The sequence below is a fragment of the Fictibacillus phosphorivorans genome (assembly GCF_023715845.1).
Classification (GTDB): Bacteria; Bacillota; Bacilli; order Bacillales; family Fictibacillaceae; genus Fictibacillus; species Fictibacillus phosphorivorans_D.
Genome location: NZ_JAMBOR010000002.1, coordinates 125036 through 145668, shown reverse-complemented (window position 1 = coordinate 145668; position 20633 = coordinate 125036). Strand labels below are relative to the sequence as shown.

22 protein-coding genes are annotated in these 20633 nt (G+C 39.1%); all 22 read left to right on the top strand.

The genetic code is table 11. The annotated features are described in order from the left end of the window. Window positions 1-55 precede the first annotated feature (55 nt). The 22 genes from M3206_RS02340 (at window position 56) to M3206_RS02235 (ending at window position 20621) form a co-directional block, all read left to right on the top strand. Window positions 56-841, top strand: a complete 786-nt coding sequence (locus tag M3206_RS02340) for a ribonuclease HII (protein WP_251310900.1) — start codon at window positions 56-58, stop codon at window positions 839-841. A 1-nt stretch (window position 842) separates the two neighbouring features. Continuing rightward, the gene (locus M3206_RS02335) at window positions 843-2285 is read left to right on the top strand and encodes a DUF6240 domain-containing protein (RefSeq protein ID WP_251310899.1); all 1443 of its coding nucleotides are present in this window, start codon (window positions 843-845) and stop codon (window positions 2283-2285) included. Beyond that, window positions 2282-2548 (top strand): EscU/YscU/HrcU family type III secretion system export apparatus switch protein, encoded by a 267-nt coding sequence (locus tag M3206_RS02330; RefSeq protein ID WP_251310898.1) that lies wholly within the window; start codon window positions 2282-2284, stop codon window positions 2546-2548. The genes M3206_RS02335 and M3206_RS02330 overlap by 4 nt, the downstream gene beginning before the upstream one ends. A 55-nt stretch (window positions 2549-2603) precedes the next feature. Next, window positions 2604-2762 (top strand): small, acid-soluble spore protein, alpha/beta type, encoded by a 159-nt coding sequence (locus tag M3206_RS02325; RefSeq protein ID WP_251310897.1) that lies wholly within the window; start codon window positions 2604-2606, stop codon window positions 2760-2762. A 202-nt stretch (window positions 2763-2964) separates the two neighbouring features. Then, on the top strand, window positions 2965-4125 hold the full coding sequence (gene sucC / locus M3206_RS02320; protein WP_251310896.1) for an ADP-forming succinate--CoA ligase subunit beta: 1161 nt from the start codon (window positions 2965-2967) through the stop codon (window positions 4123-4125). Between the two features lie 37 nt (window positions 4126-4162). After that, window positions 4163-5086: a succinate--CoA ligase subunit alpha gene (gene sucD, locus M3206_RS02315; RefSeq protein WP_251310895.1), complete on the top strand. Its 924-nt coding sequence runs from the start codon at window positions 4163-4165 to the stop codon at window positions 5084-5086. 103 nt (window positions 5087-5189) lie between these two features. Next, window positions 5190-6056, top strand: a complete 867-nt coding sequence (gene dprA, locus M3206_RS02310) for a DNA-processing protein DprA (RefSeq protein ID WP_251310894.1) — start codon at window positions 5190-5192, stop codon at window positions 6054-6056. Window positions 6057-6154: 98 nt separating this feature from the next. Beyond that, on the top strand, window positions 6155-8230 hold the full coding sequence (topA, locus tag M3206_RS02305; protein WP_251310893.1) for a type I DNA topoisomerase: 2076 nt from the start codon (window positions 6155-6157) through the stop codon (window positions 8228-8230). Between the two features lie 11 nt (window positions 8231-8241). Continuing rightward, complete coding sequence (trmFO, locus tag M3206_RS02300; protein ID WP_251310892.1) at window positions 8242-9549, top strand: FADH(2)-oxidizing methylenetetrahydrofolate--tRNA-(uracil(54)-C(5))-methyltransferase TrmFO; 1308 nt, start codon at window positions 8242-8244, stop codon at window positions 9547-9549. Between the two features lie 61 nt (window positions 9550-9610). After that, entirely contained in the window at window positions 9611-10513 is a 903-nt protein-coding gene (gene xerC, locus M3206_RS02295; RefSeq protein WP_251310891.1) for a tyrosine recombinase XerC, read from the top strand. A gap of 25 nt (window positions 10514-10538) precedes the next feature. Next, window positions 10539-11078 (top strand): ATP-dependent protease subunit HslV, encoded by a 540-nt coding sequence (gene hslV / locus M3206_RS02290; RefSeq protein WP_251310890.1) that lies wholly within the window; start codon window positions 10539-10541, stop codon window positions 11076-11078. A gap of 25 nt (window positions 11079-11103) precedes the next feature. Further along, window positions 11104-12498 carry an HslU--HslV peptidase ATPase subunit gene (gene hslU / locus M3206_RS02285; protein ID WP_251310889.1) on the top strand — a complete coding sequence of 465 codons (1395 nt, stop codon included), beginning with the start codon at window positions 11104-11106 and terminating at the stop codon, window positions 12496-12498. 24 nt (window positions 12499-12522) lie between these two features. Then, entirely contained in the window at window positions 12523-13302 is a 780-nt protein-coding gene (codY, locus tag M3206_RS02280) for a GTP-sensing pleiotropic transcriptional regulator CodY (RefSeq protein ID WP_251310888.1), read from the top strand. 337 nt (window positions 13303-13639) lie between these two features. Further along, window positions 13640-14026: a flagellar basal body rod protein FlgB gene (flgB, locus tag M3206_RS02275; protein WP_251311037.1), complete on the top strand. Its 387-nt coding sequence runs from the start codon at window positions 13640-13642 to the stop codon at window positions 14024-14026. Between the two features lie 8 nt (window positions 14027-14034). Continuing rightward, a complete protein-coding gene (gene flgC, locus M3206_RS02270) occupies window positions 14035-14481 on the top strand; it encodes a flagellar basal body rod protein FlgC (protein ID WP_425590698.1) in 447 nt (148 codons plus the stop codon). Window positions 14482-14493: 12 nt separating this feature from the next. Then, window positions 14494-14793, top strand: coding sequence for a flagellar hook-basal body complex protein FliE (fliE, locus tag M3206_RS02265; RefSeq protein ID WP_251310886.1), 300 nt, complete (start codon window positions 14494-14496; stop codon window positions 14791-14793). 82 nt (window positions 14794-14875) lie between these two features. Further along, entirely contained in the window at window positions 14876-16468 is a 1593-nt protein-coding gene (gene fliF / locus M3206_RS02260) for a flagellar basal-body MS-ring/collar protein FliF (protein WP_251310885.1), read from the top strand. Window positions 16469-16481: 13 nt separating this feature from the next. Next, the gene (fliG, locus tag M3206_RS02255) at window positions 16482-17495 is read left to right on the top strand and encodes a flagellar motor switch protein FliG (RefSeq protein ID WP_251310884.1); all 1014 of its coding nucleotides are present in this window, start codon (window positions 16482-16484) and stop codon (window positions 17493-17495) included. Beyond that, the gene (gene fliH / locus M3206_RS02250) at window positions 17488-18294 is read left to right on the top strand and encodes a flagellar assembly protein FliH (protein ID WP_251310883.1); all 807 of its coding nucleotides are present in this window, start codon (window positions 17488-17490) and stop codon (window positions 18292-18294) included. Before fliG ends, fliH begins: the two co-directional genes overlap by 8 nt. Further along, window positions 18284-19603, top strand: a complete 1320-nt coding sequence (gene fliI, locus M3206_RS02245) for a flagellar protein export ATPase FliI (protein WP_251310882.1) — start codon at window positions 18284-18286, stop codon at window positions 19601-19603. The genes fliH and fliI overlap by 11 nt, the downstream gene beginning before the upstream one ends. Next, window positions 19603-20040, top strand: a complete 438-nt coding sequence (gene fliJ, locus M3206_RS02240) for a flagellar export protein FliJ (RefSeq protein WP_251310881.1) — start codon at window positions 19603-19605, stop codon at window positions 20038-20040. The genes fliI and fliJ overlap by 1 nt, the downstream gene beginning before the upstream one ends. A gap of 14 nt (window positions 20041-20054) precedes the next feature. Then, on the top strand, window positions 20055-20621 hold the full coding sequence (locus M3206_RS02235; protein WP_251310880.1) for a MotE family protein: 567 nt from the start codon (window positions 20055-20057) through the stop codon (window positions 20619-20621). Window positions 20622-20633: the final 12 nt, after the last annotated feature.

Below are 20633 nucleotides of genomic sequence, written 5' to 3'. Positions count from 1 at the left end.
CTTAAAGGTTAGTTTTAAAGACCGATAAAAAATACATAAAGAGTGTGAATAAAAAATGAAACGATCCATAAAAGAATGGGAGCAACTATTAAAAGACAGTTCTGCCGAAGAGATCAGCAGCCATCTAACGCAGTTAGAATCCGATGAGAGGCAAGGTGCCAAAAAGTTATTTAAAACGTATACTAACCGTTTATTAGAGGCTGAAGCCGAATTGAAAAGGCTGGAGATCATGTGTCGTTATGAAAAACAGTGCATATCAAACGGTAAAAGATTGATTGCTGGAGTCGATGAAGTTGGAAGGGGTCCATTAGCGGGACCTGTAGTAGCTGCAGCTGTTATACTCCCGGAAGGCTATATGCTAAATGGAATAAACGATTCCAAAAAGCTATCAGAAAAAAGAAGAGAAGAATTATATGAAAGAATCACTACAGATGCTATTTGTTATAGTACGCATTTGGTGCAGCCTGATAAGATCGATGAGATCAACATCTATCAGGCATCTAAACTAGCTATGACTGAGTCGGTCTGTCAGCTAATGGTAGAGCCAGATCAGCTATTGATCGATGCAATGGAAATCGCCCTGCCGATTGATCAAATAAAGATCATAAAGGGAGATGAAAAAAGCATCTCTATTGCAGCCGCGTCAATCATAGCAAAAGTTACTCGGGATCGATACATGAAAAAACTTGACCAAATGTATCCTCATTATGGGTTTAAAACAAATATGGGTTATGGCACAAAAGAACATCTAGAAGCCTTGAAAAGATTCGGGGCAACGGAAATACATCGCAAAACGTTTAGTCCAGTTGGAGAAATGATTCAGTTTACTGGGAGTGAATAAGGTGTTATCGACAAACAACATCATCCAGCCACCGCCGATTGCTTCGCATACATCTGCAAACATTCAATTAAAATTAGATCAGTTGTTAACGGCTAAAATCTTAGAGATCTTTCCGGACCAAACGGCAAAAATTTTATATCAGGGAACAGAAATACATGCCAAACTGGAGGCTCCTTTAACAAAAGGAAATCACTATTTGTTTGAAGTCGGAGAGAAAAATGGGGTATTAATCTTAAAAAAAGTAGATACAGATCCCATGAAATCAACAACTGAACAAATGCTGCAGAAGTTACATCTTTCACAAACCGAGAATAACAAAAAGGCTGCTGAATTTTTAATATCCGAAAAAATGACGGTCACAAAAGAAAATGTTAAACAGGTAGCTATTATCCTACAGCTTGCAGCAAACATTTCCTTTAAAGAGAAGAAAGAGGTTATCCAACGGATGCAGGCACTTGAGATCCCTGCTAAGCCTGCTTTAGTTCAAGCGGTCTTAACCAGTATTCAGAGTAAATCGGCTCAAGCTGAAATGAGGCAATTGTTCGAGTCTCTTACACCTTACATACATAAAGATAAAAGCATAAGAAACACCGTGGAACTCCTACAAAGTTTATATGGTTTCAAAACCAGTCAATCCGTTGAAAAAGAGGTTTCCGTAGTCTCTTCTGGATTTAACGGCACCAAAAATGTGTCAAAACAAAATAGCGGTCATTCAGGACATTCAGATCTAGAAACAAAAAGCTTTCATCTGCCTAAAGAAACAATCCACAATCAAATTACGCTATATGAAAAAGAAGTCCAGGGAATTGACACCAAACGTCAGGCTTCAACTGATTTCTTGCAAGCTGTTCAAAAATGGTTTCATAAATCAGGGATGCTGCACGAAAGGAATATTATGAAAGAACCCGTTCTACTCATGCAAACGGATTCCTTAAAGGCAAACTTGATCACTTTAAGACAACATGTAGAATCACTGGGGCTGCCTGAAAGCATTTCATTCAAAACTGAACAAGCGCTAAATAAACTAACAAGCCAGCAGATTCAGAACATATCCGTTAATGAGCATCTTCATCAATTTGTTTTACAGATCCCTCTTGGACAGAATGAGAACCCTAAAGAGATTTCGATTCGTTGGGAAGGAAAAAAGCATAGTGGGCAACCGTTAGATCCCGATCACTGCAGAATGGTGTTTTGCCTGGAGATGAAACATTTAAAAGATATTGCTGTAGATGTCCAAATACAAAACAGAATCTTATCCTTAAAAGTTTTTAGCAGCCATTCTGAAATCGAGAAGCTTTCAAAGGCATTTCTTCCTTCATTAAAGAAAAAGTTAAATGAAATGAACTATACACTATCCTCTTTACATTTTGTGCAGAATTCAGAAAATGAAATGAAAATCATGGACAAGCGAACAGCGTATAAAGGGATGGACGTACGTATATGAAAAAACAATATAAAGAAGCCGTTGCTCTTTCCTATAATCCAGAGGAATTAAGTGCTCCAATAATAAAGGCAAAGGGCAAAGGCGAGACGGCCGAACACATTGTTCAAACGGCATCTCAGCACAATATCCCGATTCAGCAAGATCCTTCTCTAGTCCATTTATTATCTAAATTAGAGATTGATGAAAAGATCCCGAAAGAACTATTTGAAGTCGTAGCAGAATTGTTTGCTTTTATTTATCAAATCGATCAAAAGGCAAAATAAAAAACATAATTCTTTTTATAAACGGGCATTGCTAACTATAAAAGGAGTGTGTACAATGCCAAAAAGTAAACTTGTCGTACAGCAATCTGAGCAGTTAGTTAATCAGTTTAAAGAAGAGATGGCTGAAGAATTTGGAGTCTATCGTCCTGCAGCAGAAAAAGAAGCAATTACACCAAAGCTCATTAAAAAGCAGGAAAATGAGAAAAACAAATGAAAGAAACTTTGGAAAGATCTATTTTCCAAAGGTGAAAAACAGTAAAACCAAAACCTTAACTCGAAGGTTTTGGTTTTTTTATTTGGGCATAACCCCTGTATGCGCTTGCAATTTTCTGAAGAATAGTGGACATTACACGCTTGGTCTTATACAATGATAACGGTACTTTAAGTTTTCACCATGATAGGAGGATGGAGAGTAAATGAATATCCACGAATACCAAGGTAAAGAGATACTTAGAAAATATGGTGTGGCTGTTCCAAACGGAAAAGTAGCATTTTCAGTGGAAGAAGCTGTAGAAGCTGCTAAAGAACTGGGGAGCACTGTATCTGTTGTTAAAGCACAGATTCATGCAGGCGGCCGTGGTAAAGCAGGTGGCGTAAAAGTTGCCAAGAATATTGATGAAGTGCGTACATACGCAGAAGAAATCTTAGGAAAAGTATTAGTTACTCACCAAACTGGCCCAGAAGGTAAGGAAGTAAAGCGCTTACTTATCGAGGAAGGCTGTGACATTAAGAAAGAATATTACATTGGTCTTGTACTTGATCGTGCAACTTCTAGTGTAGTAATGATGGGATCTGAAGAAGGCGGTACTGAGATTGAAGAAGTGGCTGAAAAGACCCCTGAAAAGATCTTCAAAGAAGTAATCGATCCAGCGATTGGTCTTCAAGCATTCCAAGCAAGACGCTTAGCATATAACATTAACATTCCAACTGAACTAGTAGGCAAAGCTGTAAAGTTCATGCTGGGATTATATACAGCATTCGTTGAAAAAGATTGTTCTATCGCTGAAATCAACCCATTAGTTGTTACGGGTGACGGAAACGTAATGGCACTTGATGCGAAAATGAACTTTGATTCAAATGCTTTATACCGTCATAAAGACATCTTAGAATATAGAGACTTAGAAGAAGAAGATCCAAAAGAGATTGAAGCTTCTAAATACGACCTAAGCTACATCTCTTTAGATGGAAATATCGGCTGTATGGTAAATGGTGCTGGTCTGGCTATGGCTACAATGGACATCATTAAGCACTACGGCGGAGACCCTGCTAACTTCCTTGATGTTGGGGGCGGTGCTACAACTGAGAAGGTAACTGAAGCTTTCAAGATTATTCTTTCTGACAAAAATGTTAAAGGGATTTTCGTTAACATCTTTGGCGGTATCATGAAGTGTGACATCATTGCGAACGGTGTTGTAGAAGCAACAAAACAAGTTGGTCTTGAACTTCCTCTAGTAGTTCGTCTAGAAGGTACAAACGTTGATCTTGGTAAAAAGATCTTAAAAGAATCCGGCCTAAATATTACAGCTGCTGATTCAATGGCTGATGGCGCAGAAAAAATCGTTGCTTTGGTTAAGTAACAAAGAAAACATTGCAGGAAGGATGGGAATTTAAAGCATGAGCATTTTTATTAATAAAGACACAAAAGTCATCGTTCAGGGTATTACAGGTTCCGTAGGACTTTTCCATACGAAACAAATGCTTGAATATGGTACGAAAATTGTGGGCGGAGTTACACCTGGCAAAGGTGGAACTGAAGTTGAAGGACTCCCGGTATTCAACACAGTTTCGGATGCTGTCAGAGAAACTGGAGCAAACGCTTCTGTTATTTATGTTCCTCCAGCATTTGCTGCTGAAGCTATCATCGAAGCTGTCGATGCAGAACTTGATCTAGCTATTTGTATTACAGAAGGTATTCCTGTAATGGATATGGTTAAGGTTAAACGTTATATGCAAGGTAAGAAAACTCGCTTAGTCGGACCAAACTGCCCAGGTGTTATCACTCCTGAAGAATGTAAGATCGGGATCATGCCTGGTTATATTCACACAAAAGGACACGTTGGGGTTGTTTCACGTTCAGGAACATTAACGTATGAAGCTGTTCATCAGCTTTCAGAGCGCGGAATTGGACAATCTACTGCAGTTGGTATCGGTGGAGACCCAGTTAACGGTACGGACTTTATTGACGTTTTAAAAGCATTTAATGAAGATGAGGATACGTATGCTGTAATCATGATCGGTGAAATCGGCGGTACTGCAGAAGAAGAAGCTGCAGAATGGGTAAAAGCTAATATGACTAAACCTGTTGTCGGCTTCATCGGCGGACAAACAGCACCTCCAGGAAAACGTATGGGCCATGCCGGTGCGATCATCTCAGGAGGAAAAGGTACTGCAGATGAAAAAATCAAGACGATGAAGGCTTGTGGAATTAAAGTAGCTGCAACGCCATCTGTAATGGGTGAAACGTTAGTAGAAGCTCTTAAAGAAAACGACCTTTATGATGCTTGCGTAACGAATAAAGAAAAAGCATCAAAGGCATAAAACCTTATAAGAGGTGTGTAAGGCATCTCGTTCATCGTGAGAAGCTCCCAAGGATAGGGAGCTTTTTCATTTTTTATCAATGATTCATAGGGAGGAAATAAATTTGGATGATGAACGCTTAATCTTTCTTCATCATTGTGATGGTCTTTCATGGAAACATATAAAGAATATTTTAACTGCTGATCCTGAATTGGTAGATATATTTAAAATGGACATAATCAGCCTGATGAAGTCGTTCGGTTTAAGTGAAAAAGCAGCTTCTCGTCTATATTCCTTTATGAATCATAAAAATAGTACATACATAATGAATGTTTTAAAGAAAAATTCGATATCTGCTATTCCTTTTTTTCATACCGACTACCCGCCTAGTTTAAGAACAATATTTGATCCTCCCTGGGTGCTATACGGAAAAGGAGATTGGAGTACACTGAAACAGGATAAGATATTAAGTGTAGTAGGAACCCGGAATCCGAGTTCGGAAGGGTTGGGTTCGTTAAGTAAGGTTCTGTCACCATTACTAAAAAAGAAATGGGTGGTCGTTAGCGGCCTGGCAAGAGGAATAGATACCTATGCTCACCGATTATGTTTAGAAAACGGGACACGCACAGCTGCAGTTTTAGGTTCTGGAATAAAATGCGTATATCCCGCCGAAAATAACACTCTTGCAGAACAAATTAGCAGTCAAGGTATTGTCGTTTCAGAGTTTCCTCCTTTTGTTCAGCCAAAACGCTGGCATTTTCCTTTACGGAACCGTATAATTAGCGGTCTCGGTAAAGCAACTTTAGTTGCTGAAGCGAGAAGAAAGAGTGGCTCACTCATTACAGCCGATCAAGCACTAGAGCAAGGCAGAGACGTTTATGCCATTCCAGGGTCCATCCTTGAAGATTGTGCAGCAGGTACGAATTTTTTGATTCAAAACGGAGCAAAACTTGTAATGTGTGCAGAGGATATTGCTGCTGAATGGACTTAACCGTTTTCATTTAATGAGGAAACAGTTTGACAAAAGCAGATACATTATTTAATAATAGGGAAGATTTCACTAAACCCTTAAAGGGGGATAAACTGTAAATGGAAAAATACTTAGTCATTGTTGAGTCTCCCGCAAAAGCAAAGACGATAAAGAAATATCTCGGGAGCAAATATGACGTAAAAGCATCTATGGGACATGTTCGTGATCTGCCCAGAAGCCAAACCGGCGTAGATGTAGAAGCAAATTATGAACCGAAATACATTACAATCCGAGGAAAAGGTCCGATCTTAAAGGACTTAAAAACAGCAGCGAAAAAAGCCAAAAAAATATTTCTCGCAGCTGACCCGGATCGCGAAGGTGAAGCAATTGCTTGGCATCTTGCTCACAGTTTAGAGATGGATTTAGATTCTGATTGCCGAGTTGTATTTAATGAGATAACTAAAACAGCGATAAAAGATTCATTTAAAAGACCAAGAAAAATTAATATGGACTTAGTAGATGCCCAGCAAGCAAGAAGAGTTCTTGACAGACTTGTCGGGTACAAAGTCAGTCCACTATTATGGAAGAAAATTAAAAAGGGTTTAAGTGCAGGACGTGTTCAAACTGTAGCAGTTCGATTAATAGTAGAACGCGAAAAAGAAATAGAAGCCTTTCAGCCAGAAGAATATTGGAAGATCAAAGGGATATTCAGTGCTTCAGGTGAAGACTTTGAAGCTCAATTCTATGGTCTAAATGGCAAGAAACAAGAGCTTTCTAATGAAGAGGAAGTAAACGAGATTCTGAGTAAAATCAAAGGGAAATCCTTTACGATTGATTCTGTTCAGAAGAAAGAACGGAAAAGAAATCCGTCTCCTCCGTTCATCACCTCATCCTTACAGCAGGAAGCAGCTAGAAAGCTTAACTTCAGAGCGAAGAAAACGATGATGCTCGCTCAGCAGTTATATGAAGGGGTCGACCTTGGAAAAGAAGGTACAGTCGGTTTGATCACGTATATGCGTACGGATTCAACCCGAATCTCTGACACTGCCAAGAGTGAAGCTGCAGAGTTTATCGAGAAAGAGTTTGGAAAACAATTCGTAAACCGTACTAGAGCCGAAAAGAAATCAGGAAAAAATGCTCAGGATGCCCATGAAGCGATTCGTCCTACTTCTGTTATGTATCATCCAAAAGAGTTAAAGACCTATTTATCCAGAGACCAGCTTCGCTTGTACAAGTTGATTTGGGAACGTTTCCTAGCAAGTCAGATGTCTTCAGCGATCTTAGACACGATGACTGTAGATCTTCAAAACAATGGTGTAACCTTCCGTGCTACTGGTTCAAAAGTGAAGTTCCCTGGATTTATGAAGGTATATGTAGAGGGCAATGATGACGGTAAAAAAGAAGAAGACCGAATCCTTCCTGATGTACAAGAAGGAATGAAGGTTGACAAGAAGGACTTGGATCCGACTCAGCATTTCACACAGCCACCGCCGCGCTATACGGAGGCAAGGCTAGTCAAAACGATGGAAGAATTGGGGATAGGAAGACCTTCGACATATGCACCTACTCTTGATACGATTCAAAAAAGAGGCTATGTTGCTTTAGATGACAAGAAATTCGTTCCAACTGAACTTGGAGAACTTGTTCTAGAGATGACCCTTGAGTTTTTCCCTGAAATATTTAACGTTGAATTTACTGCTAGGATGGAAAGTGATCTCGATAGAGTTGAAGAAGGAACGATTGATTGGATCAAAATCATTGATGAATTCTATAAAAACTTCGAGAAAAAACTTAAAATTGCAGAAGCAGAAATGCAAAAAGTTGAGATTAAAGATGAGCCTGCAGGCGAAGACTGTGAGAAATGCGGCCATGAAATGGTCTATAAGATGGGTCGTTTCGGTAAGTTCATGGCATGCTCGAATTTTCCGGATTGCAGAAACACGAAACCGATCGTTAAAGACATTGGCGTTGAATGCCCTCTATGTCATAAAGGATCTATCGTCGAAAGAAAAAGTAAGAAGAAACGAGTTTTCTATGGATGCAACAGATATCCTGACTGCGAGTTCGTTTCTTGGGACAAACCAATCGCGAGAACGTGTCCGAAATGTAACAGCATGCTAGTTGAAAAGAAAACGAAAAAAGGAAAAGTCGTTCAATGTGTATCCTGCGACTATTCTGAAGAGGAAGCAAAGTAAGGAGTTTTACCATGAGCCATCAACATGTGAACGTAATTGGAGCGGGACTTGCCGGCAGTGAAGCTGCTTGGCAGATCGCTAATCGAGGAATAAAAGTTAAATTATATGAGATGAGACCGGTAAGACAGACACCGGCTCATCACACTGAAAAATTTGCAGAACTCGTATGTTCGAATTCATTACGGGCAAATACATTAACAAATGCTGTTGGTGTATTAAAAGAAGAGATGAGAAAATTGGATTCTGTAATCATCTCTTCTGCAGATAATTGTGCTGTGCCTGCGGGAGGCGCATTAGCTGTTGACCGTCACGAATTTGCGGGTCTTGTAACAGAACGCGTTAAGAATCACCCGAATGTAGAGGTATTAACAGAAGAAGTAACTGAAATTCCTGACGGGCCAACAATTATCGCGACAGGTCCTTTAACTTCTGATAACCTTTCGAAAGCTTTAAACAGTCTTACGGGCGAAGAATATTTATACTTTTACGATGCTGCAGCTCCTATCATTGAATTGGATAGCATCGATATGGATAAGGTGTATTTAAAATCCCGCTACGATAAAGGGGAAGCTGCTTATTTAAACTGTCCGATGACAGAAGAAGAATTCGACCGTTTTTATGAAGCGCTTATCTCTGCTGAAACAGTGCCTTTAAAAGAGTTTGAAAAAGAAATCTTTTTTGAAGGCTGTATGCCAGTTGAGGTAATGGCTAAGAGAGGCAAGAAGACCCTCCTATTCGGCCCGATGAAACCGGTAGGTCTTGAAGATCCGAAAACAGGGAAGATTCCTTATGCTGTCGTTCAGTTAAGACAAGATAACAGTGCTGGAACTTTATATAATATTGTAGGGTTTCAAACGCACTTGAAATGGGGACCTCAAAAAGAGCTGATTCGCCTTATTCCAGGATTAGAAAATGCGGAAATTGTACGGTATGGCGTTATGCACCGCAACACATTCTTAAACTCGCCTAAACTCTTAAAGGATACCTATCAGCTAAAAGACAGAGAAGATCTTTTCTTTGCAGGTCAGATGACAGGTGTTGAAGGATATGTGGAAAGTGCGGCTTCTGGACTCATTGCAGGGATAAATGCTGCAAAGCTTGTAAGAGGTGAAGAGTTAGCTGTTTTTCCACAAGAAACAGCAATCGGAAGTATGGCTCATTACATTACAACAGCTAATCCTGATAATTTCCAGCCGATGAATGCAAACTTCGGTTTGCTGCCTCCTCTTGAAAAAAGAATTAAGAACAAACAAGAGAGAAATGCAGCGATTGCAGAACGAGCACTAGAAACAATTCAGAATTTTATAACAAATTTGTGAACATCTATTGCTTTAGCCCCTAAGTTGTGATACGATTTAGGGGCTTTGTGAGGTGTATGGAATGAAATCAGAACGCCAGCTCGTGGTGGATTTTCTTAATTATTTGATGATTGAGAAGAACTATTCACCATATACGATCGAACACTATGAAAAAGATATTAATGATTTTACTTCTTTTTTGAAACAGCAAGCAATCGAAGGATTCGCTGCTGTTTCTTATGTTTTAGTCAGACATTATCTCGTCGTTCTTCATGAAAAGAAATATGCGAGAAATACAGTTGCAAGAAAGATATCTTCCATGAGAAGCTTTTATCATTTTTTAAATCGTGAAAAAGTCGTGGAACAAAATCCTTTTGCAATGGCCTCACTTCCTAAAAAAGCAAAGATGCTTCCTCAATTTCTTTATGAAAAAGAGTTGGAGAAGCTTTTTAACGTGTCTGATTTAAGTACACCAATCGGACAAAGAAACCAGGCTATTCTTGAATTGCTATATGGCACTGGGATTCGTGTGAGTGAATGCTGCAAACTTCAACTGAGAGATCTTGACCTTTTTGTAGAAGCTGCCTTAATAAAAGGCAAAGGGAAAAAGGAAAGATATGTCCCGATCGGTTCTTTTGCCAAGGAAGCATTAGAAAGATATATCAACGATGGACGGAAACAGCTACTTGAAAAAACAGAAAATAAAACGGAATTCTTATTTTTAAATTATAAAGGGGAACCTTTAGGCGCGAGAAGCGTAAGAAACATATTGAATAAAATTATTGAAGAGTCGTCGCTCAATATACATATCAGCCCACATGTTCTAAGGCATACATTTGCGACACACTTATTGAATGAAGGTGCAGATCTAAGAGCCGTTCAAGAACTTCTCGGACATTCTCAGCTCTCATCTACACAAGTCTATACTCACGTAACGAAAGACCATTTAAAAAAAATCTATAATAATGCACATCCTCGTGCATAAAAAACAAAAAGGGAGGGATTTTTCGATGTCAACATTTCATGCAACTACTATTTTTGCTATTCATCACAATGGAGAAGCTGCCATGACCGGTGACGGTCAGGTTACATTTGGCAATTCAGTTGTCATGAAGCATACTGCTAAAAAGGTTAGAAAATTGTATGGCGGGAAAGTACTTGCTGGATTTGCTGGTTCAGTAGCTGATGCATTTACTCTTTATGAAAAATTTGAGAGCAAGCTTGAAGAATACAGCGGTAACATTCAGCGTGCATCTGTTGAAATGGCCAAAGAATGGCGTACGGATCAAGTCTTGAGAAAACTTGAAGCACTCCTAATCGTGATGAACAAAGAGCATATGCTGCTAATTGCAGGAACCGGTGAAGTCATTGAACCCGATGACGGCATCCTTGCGATTGGATCAGGTGGAAATTATGCTCTTGCAGCGGGAAGAGCATTGAAAAATAATGCTCCTCAGCTTTCTGCTAAAGAGATAGCGCTTGCTGCATTGAAAACGGCTGGGGAGATTTGTGTCTACACAAATACGGAGATTGTTTTAGAAGAACTGTAAAATTCCATATAAGGAGTGATTTTGTTTGAACAGTCAACTTACTCCAAGGCAGATCGTGGAAAAACTCGATCAATACATTATCGGACAGAAAGATGCAAAAAAAGCAGTAGCGGTAGCTTTGCGAAATCGTTATCGAAGAAGTCTTCTGGATGATAAACTTCGTGACGAGGTATCCCCAAAAAATATTTTAATGATTGGACCGACTGGTGTCGGAAAAACAGAGATTGCAAGAAGACTTGCAAAACTTGCTCAAGCTCCATTTATTAAAATAGAGGCTACCAAATTTACTGAAGTCGGCTATGTTGGCCGTGATGTTGATTCCATGGTTCGTGACCTGGTGGAAACGTCTGTAAGGCTTGTTAAAGAACTGAAAATGAATGAAGTTAAAGATAAGGCAGAAGAAAACGCTAATAAGCGTTTAGTAGAGCTCCTTGTGCCGGGTAAGAAAACAGAAACTAACTTTAAGAACCCTCTTGAAATGTTTTTTGGCGGAGGTAATCAAACGCAAGAACAAACTGTAGAACAAGATGACGATGTTTCTTTAAAACAGAAGCGGAATCAAATGGCGCAAAAACTAGCACTTGGAGAAATGGAAGATCATCTCGTAACAGTGGAAGTTGATGAGCAGAATCCTTCCATGCTTGATATGTTTCAAGGTTCTGGCCTAGAACAGGTAGGCATGAATATGCAAGATATGTTGGGCGGAATTATGCCGAAGAAAAAGAAAAAGAGAAAGCTTACCGTTCGTGAAGCGAGAAAAGTTCTTACACAGGATGAAGCTGCAAAATTAATCGATATGGACGATGTAACGAGTGAAGCAGTTTATAAGACGGAACAAACAGGTATTATATTTATAGATGAGATTGATAAGATTGCAGGAAAGAACCAAAACTCCGCTGATGTCAGCAGAGAAGGCGTTCAAAGAGATATACTTCCTATCGTCGAAGGTTCCACTGTTATGACGAAATATGGTTCAATCAGGACTGACCATATTCTATTTATTGCAGCTGGAGCGTTCCACATGGCAAAACCTTCTGATCTTATCCCTGAGCTACAAGGTAGATTTCCGATCCGTGTGGAGTTGAATAGCTTGTCTGTAGAAGATTTTACACGTATATTAATAGAGCCTGATAATGCGATTATAAAACAGTACAAAGCTCTATTAAGTACAGAAGGTATAAATGTTGAATTTTCTGACGATGCTATTGCTAAGATTGCAAGTATCGCATTTGAAGTCAATCAAGATACCGACAATATTGGTGCTAGAAGACTTCATACGATATTGGAGCGATTACTCGAAGATTTATCTTTTGAAGCTCCAGATATCAGTTTGGATCAAATTACGATTACACCCGAGTATGTAGAAGAAAAACTGGCTAACATCGCAAAGAATAAGGATCTAAGCCAATATATTTTATAGGATGCACTAGGAGGAAGAAATACTATGAATTTATTAAACAAAGCAAGAACAATTAACTCAATGCTGCAACAAACAGGTGGTAAACAAGTAAACTTTAAGGAAATGGCGGAAACACTTAGCTCCGTTATCGAAGCTAATATTTTTGTAGTCAGCCGCAGAGGGAAGTTATTGGGTACTGCTCTTAAACAGGATATTGAAAATGAGCGTGTGAAAAAGATGATCCAAGAACGTCAATTCCCTACCGATTATACGAAAAATCTTTTCAATATCACTGAATCAATGGCTAACATTGATATTGAGAGTGACTATACGGCTTTCCCTGTTGAAAACAAAGATTTATTCTCAACAGGCTTAACGACGATCGTACCAATCGTTGGAGGCGGTGAAAGACTAGGAACGCTAATCCTATCTAGACTATCCACTAAGTTTGAAGAAGATGATCTCGTATTAGCAGAGTATGGTGCGACAGTAGTTGGAATGGAAATCCTACGCGAGAAAGCGGAAGAGATTGAAGAAGAAGCAAGAAATAAAGCAGTTGTTCAAATGGCGATCAGTTCTTTATCATACAGTGAACTTGAAGCGATTGAACATATCTTTGAAGAATTAGAAGGCAATGAAGGTCTTTTAGTAGCAAGTAAAATTGCTGACCGTGTAGGTATCACAAGATCAGTAATCGTTAATGCGCTTCGTAAGCTGGAGAGCGCAGGGGTGATCGAGTCTCGTTCACTCGGAATGAAGGGAACATACATTAAAGTATTAAATGATAAGTTCTTACTTGAACTTGAAAAATTAAAAACTTCTTAATCATTACGATTTAAAACCAATCCGAAAAGGATTGGTTTTTTATTTTGTGCTTTATACCGATCAAAGAACGAGAAAAAATTTGATGATAGATATATAAGCGAAATATGTCGATTAGAAGTATAGGAAAGTTGTCCTGTTCTGCAATTTAGGACAGGGAATTTATGACTAGGACAAAAATTAGGTAAAAAGTCACGGTCGAAATATAGTCCTTTCTATCGAAAAAAGTCATTTTGGGAAAAAATACATAGACACTTTTTGGATATATACCTTAAAATATGATTTAGCGGTAAGATTTAACAAAAAATGAAGAACTTTTATAGTAAAAAAGAGGGAAGTGATCAACTTGTTCTCTAGCCCTATAATGAAAAATTTAGAAATGGCATTAGATGGATCAGCCTTAAAACAGAAAACCATTTCAAATAATCTGGCTAATGTGGACACTCCTGGATATAAAGCGAAAGAAACCGTTTTTAAACAGGAATTTAAAAAAAGTTTAAATGCCTATCGGACAAATCAACATCATTTTACATTCAGTACGGATAAGTCGCCCTCTATTTTTGTTAAAGAGCAAAATGGCACAACGATGAACCATAACGGAAATAATGTGGATGTAGACAAAGAAATGACTGAATTGGCTAAGAATCAATTGTATTATCAAACTCTTGTACAGCGAATTAACGGAAAATTCAATACGATTAAGATGGTTGTTAAAGGCGGGAGATAAATATGGGAATGTTCGATGCAATGAATTTTTCTGCATCTGGATTAACAGCGCAGCGATTAAGAATGGATGTAGCTTCCTCTAACATGGCAAATGTTGATTCGACAAGAGGCAGGTTATTAGAAAATGGTGAATGGGAACCGTATAAACGAAAAATGGTGATGCTGGGTTCAGGAGAGTCCAGTTTTAAAAGTATGTTTCATAAAGCAGTAAATGAGAAGGAAAATCTTCAAGGTGTTAAGGTAAGCGGGATTATGAATGATGAGACACCGTTCAAATCTGTCTATCAGCCAGATCATCCGGATGCAGGAGAAGATGGGTTTGTAAAACTTCCAAATGTTGATCCTCTAAAAGAGATGGTCGATTTAATGAGTGCGACTCGGTCATACGAAGCAAATGTTACAGCATTGAATGCAGCAAAAGGAATGTATTTAAAAGCCCTAGAAATCGGCCGTTAGGAGTGTTAACACATGGATAAAATTTCATTAGGAACAATTCAAGACATGAGCTGTATATCTCCTTCTGCAAAAACAACACCTATTAAAGCTCAAGAAAGCTTTAAAAATTTTTTGATGGGTGCGTTGGAGAATGTCAATGAGACACAAGCTCAATCTAATGCCGCTACACAAGCGATGATGAATGGTAATATGGATAATCTTCATCAGGTCATGATTACAGCAGAAAAAGCGAGTGTAACCCTGCAGACCACTCTTGAGATTCGCAATAAAGTGGTTGAAGCATACCAAGAAATCATGAGGATGCAAGTTTAATAGCTAATACATAATTCGAAGTTCGCATTCTATTTTGGGGGTAGCTTCAAAAAAATTTTTATTGTGTTTATCGGGGGAAAAAATGAAAGAAAAATGGAAACAAGTCACCAAGCAAATCACGGAACGTTTTAAATCACGTTCTACTACACAAAAAGGCCTAATTCTTGGCGGGATATTCATTTTCATTACCGGTTTTATTTTTCTAACCGTGATGATGTCCAGTCCGAATCTAGTACCTTTATATACGAATCTTTCTCCACAAGAAGCTGGACAGATCCAAGAAAACTTAAACAGTAAGGGGATTACAAACGAAGTTCAAGAAGGTGGGAAAACAATAGTTGTTCCCCAGGAAGAGGTAAACAACCTAAAGGTACAGCTTGCTGCTGAGGGTCTGCCTAAAAGTGGGAATATCGATTTTTCATACTTTGGAGAAAAATCGGTTTTTGGAATTACCGATAAAGAATTTGGAGTGCTTGAAAGAGAAGCAACACAAAACGAAATTGCGAACTTAATCAAGAGTATCAACGGAGTAGATGATGCGAGTGTAATGATTACACTTCCTGAAAGCAGTGTATGGGTCAATCAGGAAAAAGAGAAAGCCTCTGCATCTGTTGTTCTTTCTTTGGCTGACGGTGCACGTCTAGAGGAGGAACAGGTGAAAGCACTGTATCACCTTGTATCAAAAAGTGTATCTGATCTACCTGTGGAGAATATCATCATCACTGATCAATACTTTAATTACTATGATCTGAACACAGTGAACGCTGCATCCTCAGGTTCAAAGTATGAAGAGCAAAGAAAAATAAAACAAGATGTTGAAAGAGACCTGCAGCGTAGAGTACAGCAGATGCTAGCTACCATTATGGGACAGGGGAAAGTCGTAGCGACTGTAACTACGGATATCGATTTTACTGAAGAAAAACGAGAAGAAACCTTAATCGAACCAGTAGATAAAGAGAATATGAAAGGTATCGAGATAAGTGTTGAACGAATTCGTGAAACGTTTACGGGAGAGGGCAGAGCTGCAGGGGGTGTATCCGGAACGGGCGATCAGGAAGTACCAACATACCCTGGGTCAGCTGCTGGTTCGAACGGAGATTATGAAAAAGTTGAAGAACGTATCAACAATGAAGTCAATAAAATCCGTAAAGAAATTGTGGAAAGTCCCTATCAGATTCGCGATCTAGGGATTCAAGTCATGGTTGAACCTCCTAATCCGAAACAACCGAATTCATTGCCGCAAGAAAGATTAGATGATATTGAACAGATTTTGAATGCGATTGTTAGAACGAGTATCTCAAAAGAGGTTAACAACGAATTAACAGAAGAGCAGATCCAAGACAAAATTTTTGTTTCTGCACAGCCTTTTAATGGCAAACCAGACATGGAAACTACCAAAGCAGGCATTCCACTTTGGGTCTATATAACAGGCTCCATTCTTTTGATCGTTATTATTCTATTAATCTTCTTATTGATACGCAAAAGAAGAACGGAAGAAGATAAAGGAACGATCGAAGAATACGAGATGGAAGAACAGAAACATTATTATGTACCTGATGTGAACAAGGAACAAGGTTCAGAAGGTACAGTACGCAAAGAACAATTGGAACGAATGGCAAAAGAAAATCCAGAAGAGTTTGCAAAACTAGTACGAACTTGGTTATCAGAGGAATAGGAGGTAACGAACGATGGCAAAGGGTGTAAAAGAGCTGTCAGGTAAAGAGAAAGCAGCGATCCTCGTTATCTCTTTAGGTCCTGATGTAGCAGCACAAGTATATAAGCATTTGAGCGAAGAAGAAATTGAAAGGTTGACTCTGCAAATCTCTCAAGTAAGAAAAGTAGATTCGACCTTAAAAGAAGAGATAATTACTCAATTTCACCAACTGGCGCTTGCACAAGACTATATCACGCAAGGCGGTATAGGATACGCCAAAACGGTTCTGGAAAAAGCGGTCGGAAAAGATGAAGCGATGCAGATTATTAACAGGCTGACTTCTACTTTGCAGGTTCGACCATTCGATTTTGCACGAAAGGCAGACCCCGGTCAGATTCTTAACTTTATACAAAATGAACATCCGCAGACGATCGCACTTATCTTAGCCTATTTAGATTCATCTCAGGCAGGACAGATCCTTTCAGAATTGCCGCAAGAGATGCAGGCTGATATAGCAAAAAGGATTGCTTTAATGGATAGTACTTCACCTGAAGTGATCAACGAGGTTGAACAAATCTTGGAGAGAAAGCTATCAGCTACAGTTACTCAAGACTTTACTCAAGCTGGCGGAGTAGAAGCTGTTGTTGAAGTGCTGAATGGTGTAGACCGAAGTACAGAAAGAACGATACTTGATGCTTTAGAGATCCAAGATCCTGAACTGGCGGAAGAAATTAAGAAGAGAATGTTTGTGTTTGAAGATATCGTTACGCTTGATAACCGAGCGATTCAGCGTGTGATTAGAGAAGTTCAGAACGAAGACTTATTACTTTCTCTGCGTGCATCTAGTGAAGAAGTAAAAGAGGTTATGTTCAATAACATGTCACAGCGTATGGCTGAGAACTTTAAAGAAGAGATGGAGTTTATGGGGCCTGTAAGATTGCGTGACGTAGAAGAAGCCCAGTCAAGAATTGTTGGCACCATCCGCAGACTTGAAGAGGCAGGAGAGCTAGTCATCGCTAGAGGTGGAGGGGATGATGTGATTGTCTAAGGTAATAAAATCTTTTAACAATCGCACGCCTGAAAACAAGGATACCGCAACCGACTTCGTAATCGGAATCCGCCCTGTTTCTAAGTTTATCGCTTCTACTGACAGTGTGGTTCATATGGATGATGAAATAAGTGTTCAAAGATTAAATAAAGAAGCATCGGATTGTCTAAGAGAAGCTGAGAGCCAGGCGGCAAAAATTAAAGCAGAGGCAAAAAAGTTGTTGCAAGAAAATCAAAAACGATTGGCTGATGAAGAACAAGTATGGCGCCTTAAAATGGAACAAGAATTTGAGAGGAAGAAACAAGAAGGCTATGAAGCTGGTTTTCAGATGGGATTAGATCAAGGGCTAGAAAACTGGAGAGATCAACTAGAGCAAGTTAAGCAATTCACAGATAAAACAAGACAAGACTATTACCAAGTTTTAAGTGAAGCAGAACCACAGATGATCCTATTAGCTATAAAAGCAGCTGAAAAAATAATCGGAAAAGAACTTGAAGAAACACCTGAAACGTGGGTAGACCTTGTAAAGCGGCTAATAAAAGAAGCACGAGAGTTTGAAGAGGTAAAGTTATATGTTCCTGTCCATTGGTTTGAGTTGACGGTGCAGCACCGTGAAGAGTTGAAGAACGTACTGCAATCTACTTCTTCCTTATTTATTTATCCTGATGAAACATTGACAGAAAATGGAGCGGTTATTGAATTCCCGTTCGGAAGAGTAGATGCCACTCTGGATGTTCAGCTAAAGGAAATAAGAGAAAAACTGCTGGAACAAAATGAGGTGACAGAAAATGAACGTTGATCACCTTGTGGAATCTTTGCAAACTATTGATTCTTTTAAAAGATTTGGAAAAGTAATTCGAGTCATCGGTCTGATGATCGAATCCAAAGGGCCGAAAACTTCCATAGGTGATGTTTGTTATATACACACCAGTAATGGAAGAAAACAAAAAATAAAAGCAGAAGTAGTCGGTTTTCAAGAAGAGAATGTGTTGTTAATGCCTTTTACATATGTGAAAGATATCTCAGTTGGCTCACTTGTTGAGGCAACTGATCGACCTCTTGAAATAAAAGTAGGCCAATCGTTAATCGGTAAAGTGTTAGACGGAATGGGGACTCCGCTCGATGGAGCAGCCATGCCTAAAGGATTATTCCGGTATCCAACAGAAAACGAGCCTCCAAATCCGATGGAACGTCCTAGGATTCATGAGAGCATTCAGCTTGGGATACGGTCCATAGATAGTCTATTGACTGTAGGAAAAGGGCAGCGTGTAGGAATATTTGCAGGTAGTGGTGTAGGAAAGAGCACTCTGCTTGGAATGGTTGCACGGAATTCAACAGCAGATCTGAACGTGATCGCTTTAATAGGTGAACGTGGCCGTGAAGTACTAGATTTTATTGAAAGAGACCTCGGAGAAGAAGGGTTAAAGAGATCGGTGGTTATTGTTGCAACATCAGATCAGCCCGCACTGATGCGTATAAAAGGTGCACTGACAGCTACAGCTATTGCTGAATATTTCCGAGACCAAGGGAAGAATGTCATGCTCATGATGGACTCAGTAACACGTGTAGCCATGGCACAACGGGAGATCGGATTGGCTGTTGGTGAACCTCCGACTACAAAAGGATATACTCCCAGTGTGTTCGCTGTGCTGCCTAAGCTGTTAGAACGCTCCGGGACGAACAGAAAAGGCACGATTACAGCTTTTTATACGGTGCTTGTAGATGGCGATGACTTTAACGAGCCGATTTCTGATACGGTCCGAGGAATATTGGATGGACACTTTATCTTAGATCGAAATCTAGCCAATAAAGGTCAATTTCCGGCTGTGAATATTTTAAAAAGCATCAGCCGTGTTATGAACGATATCGTTTCAAAGGAACACCGACAAGCTGCAGACAGGTTTAGAGAATTGCTTTCATCATACGTAGATGCAGAAGATCTTATAAGCATCGGGGCTTATAAACGAGGATCTTCGAAATCTGTCGATGAAGCTATTCAGATCTATCCAAGCATTTTAGCTTTTTTAAAACAGCAAGTTGATGAAGATATAAGCTTTGACGAAGCCATTGAGAAGCTTCTTATGGAATTTGGAAAGGATGAAATATAATGTCGTTTCAATTTTCAATGGAAAAAGTTCTTTCCGTTAAACAAAAAGAAAAAGAATCCATAGAACTGGAGCTTGGTGAGGCTGTTCAGGCATTCGAAAGTATTGCAGAAGAGATCTACAAACTATTAAAACGTAAAGAAGATATTGAGAAACTCTCAAATCAGCAGTTTCAGCAAAAAATGGGCGTTAATGATCTTCAAAATACACAGCGTTTTCTTCTTTCTATGTCAAATAAGATCAAGGAATTACAACCCATTCTCCAAAGAGCAAGGGAACGCATGCAGGCCATTCAGCAAAAGCTGCTTCAACAGACGATCGAAGTAAAAAAGTATGAAAAATTAAAAGAAAAACAGTTTCATACCTATGAGACGAAACTTACTATATATGAAAACATGCAGAATGATGAATTCTCCGTTTTGCGTTATGCGAAGTCGTGAAAACAGGTGAGCTTATGAAAGAAAATGAAAAATCTAGCAAGTTAGTATGGTTTCTTCTAGTAATTGCTGTTCCAGCTGTTTTTGCAGTGACTGTATTTGGAATCGTTCTTTCCTTTATGGGAGTGAATGTCTTAGAAGAAGCCAAAAATTCAGGAAAGAAAATCCCGATCGTGAAAAATGTATTTAATGATGAAACACAAGCAGCTTCTGCTACTCAGAATAAGGATAAACGTTGGCAAATTAAGTTCAATGAGCAAGAAGAATACATAAAAATAGTTTCAGCCGACCTTAAAAAGAAAGAAAAAGAGGTGACTGGCCTAAAGAATGAAATCGCTCTATTGGAAAAACAAATGGAAGATGCTGAGACTTCTGTTAAAGCAGATGAGAAAAAACAATTGAAAAAATTGTATGAAGCCATGTCGGCAAAAGATGCAGCAGCTGTCTTTTCTGAGATGAACAATGATGAAGTCTTAGGAATCCTCACATTATTACAAACAGAATCGCAAGCAGCAATTCTTGCAAAACTTGATGCGAAAAGAGCTGCAGAGTTAACCGTGCTAATGGCAAGCAATTCTCTTTAAAGGTGGTGAAAA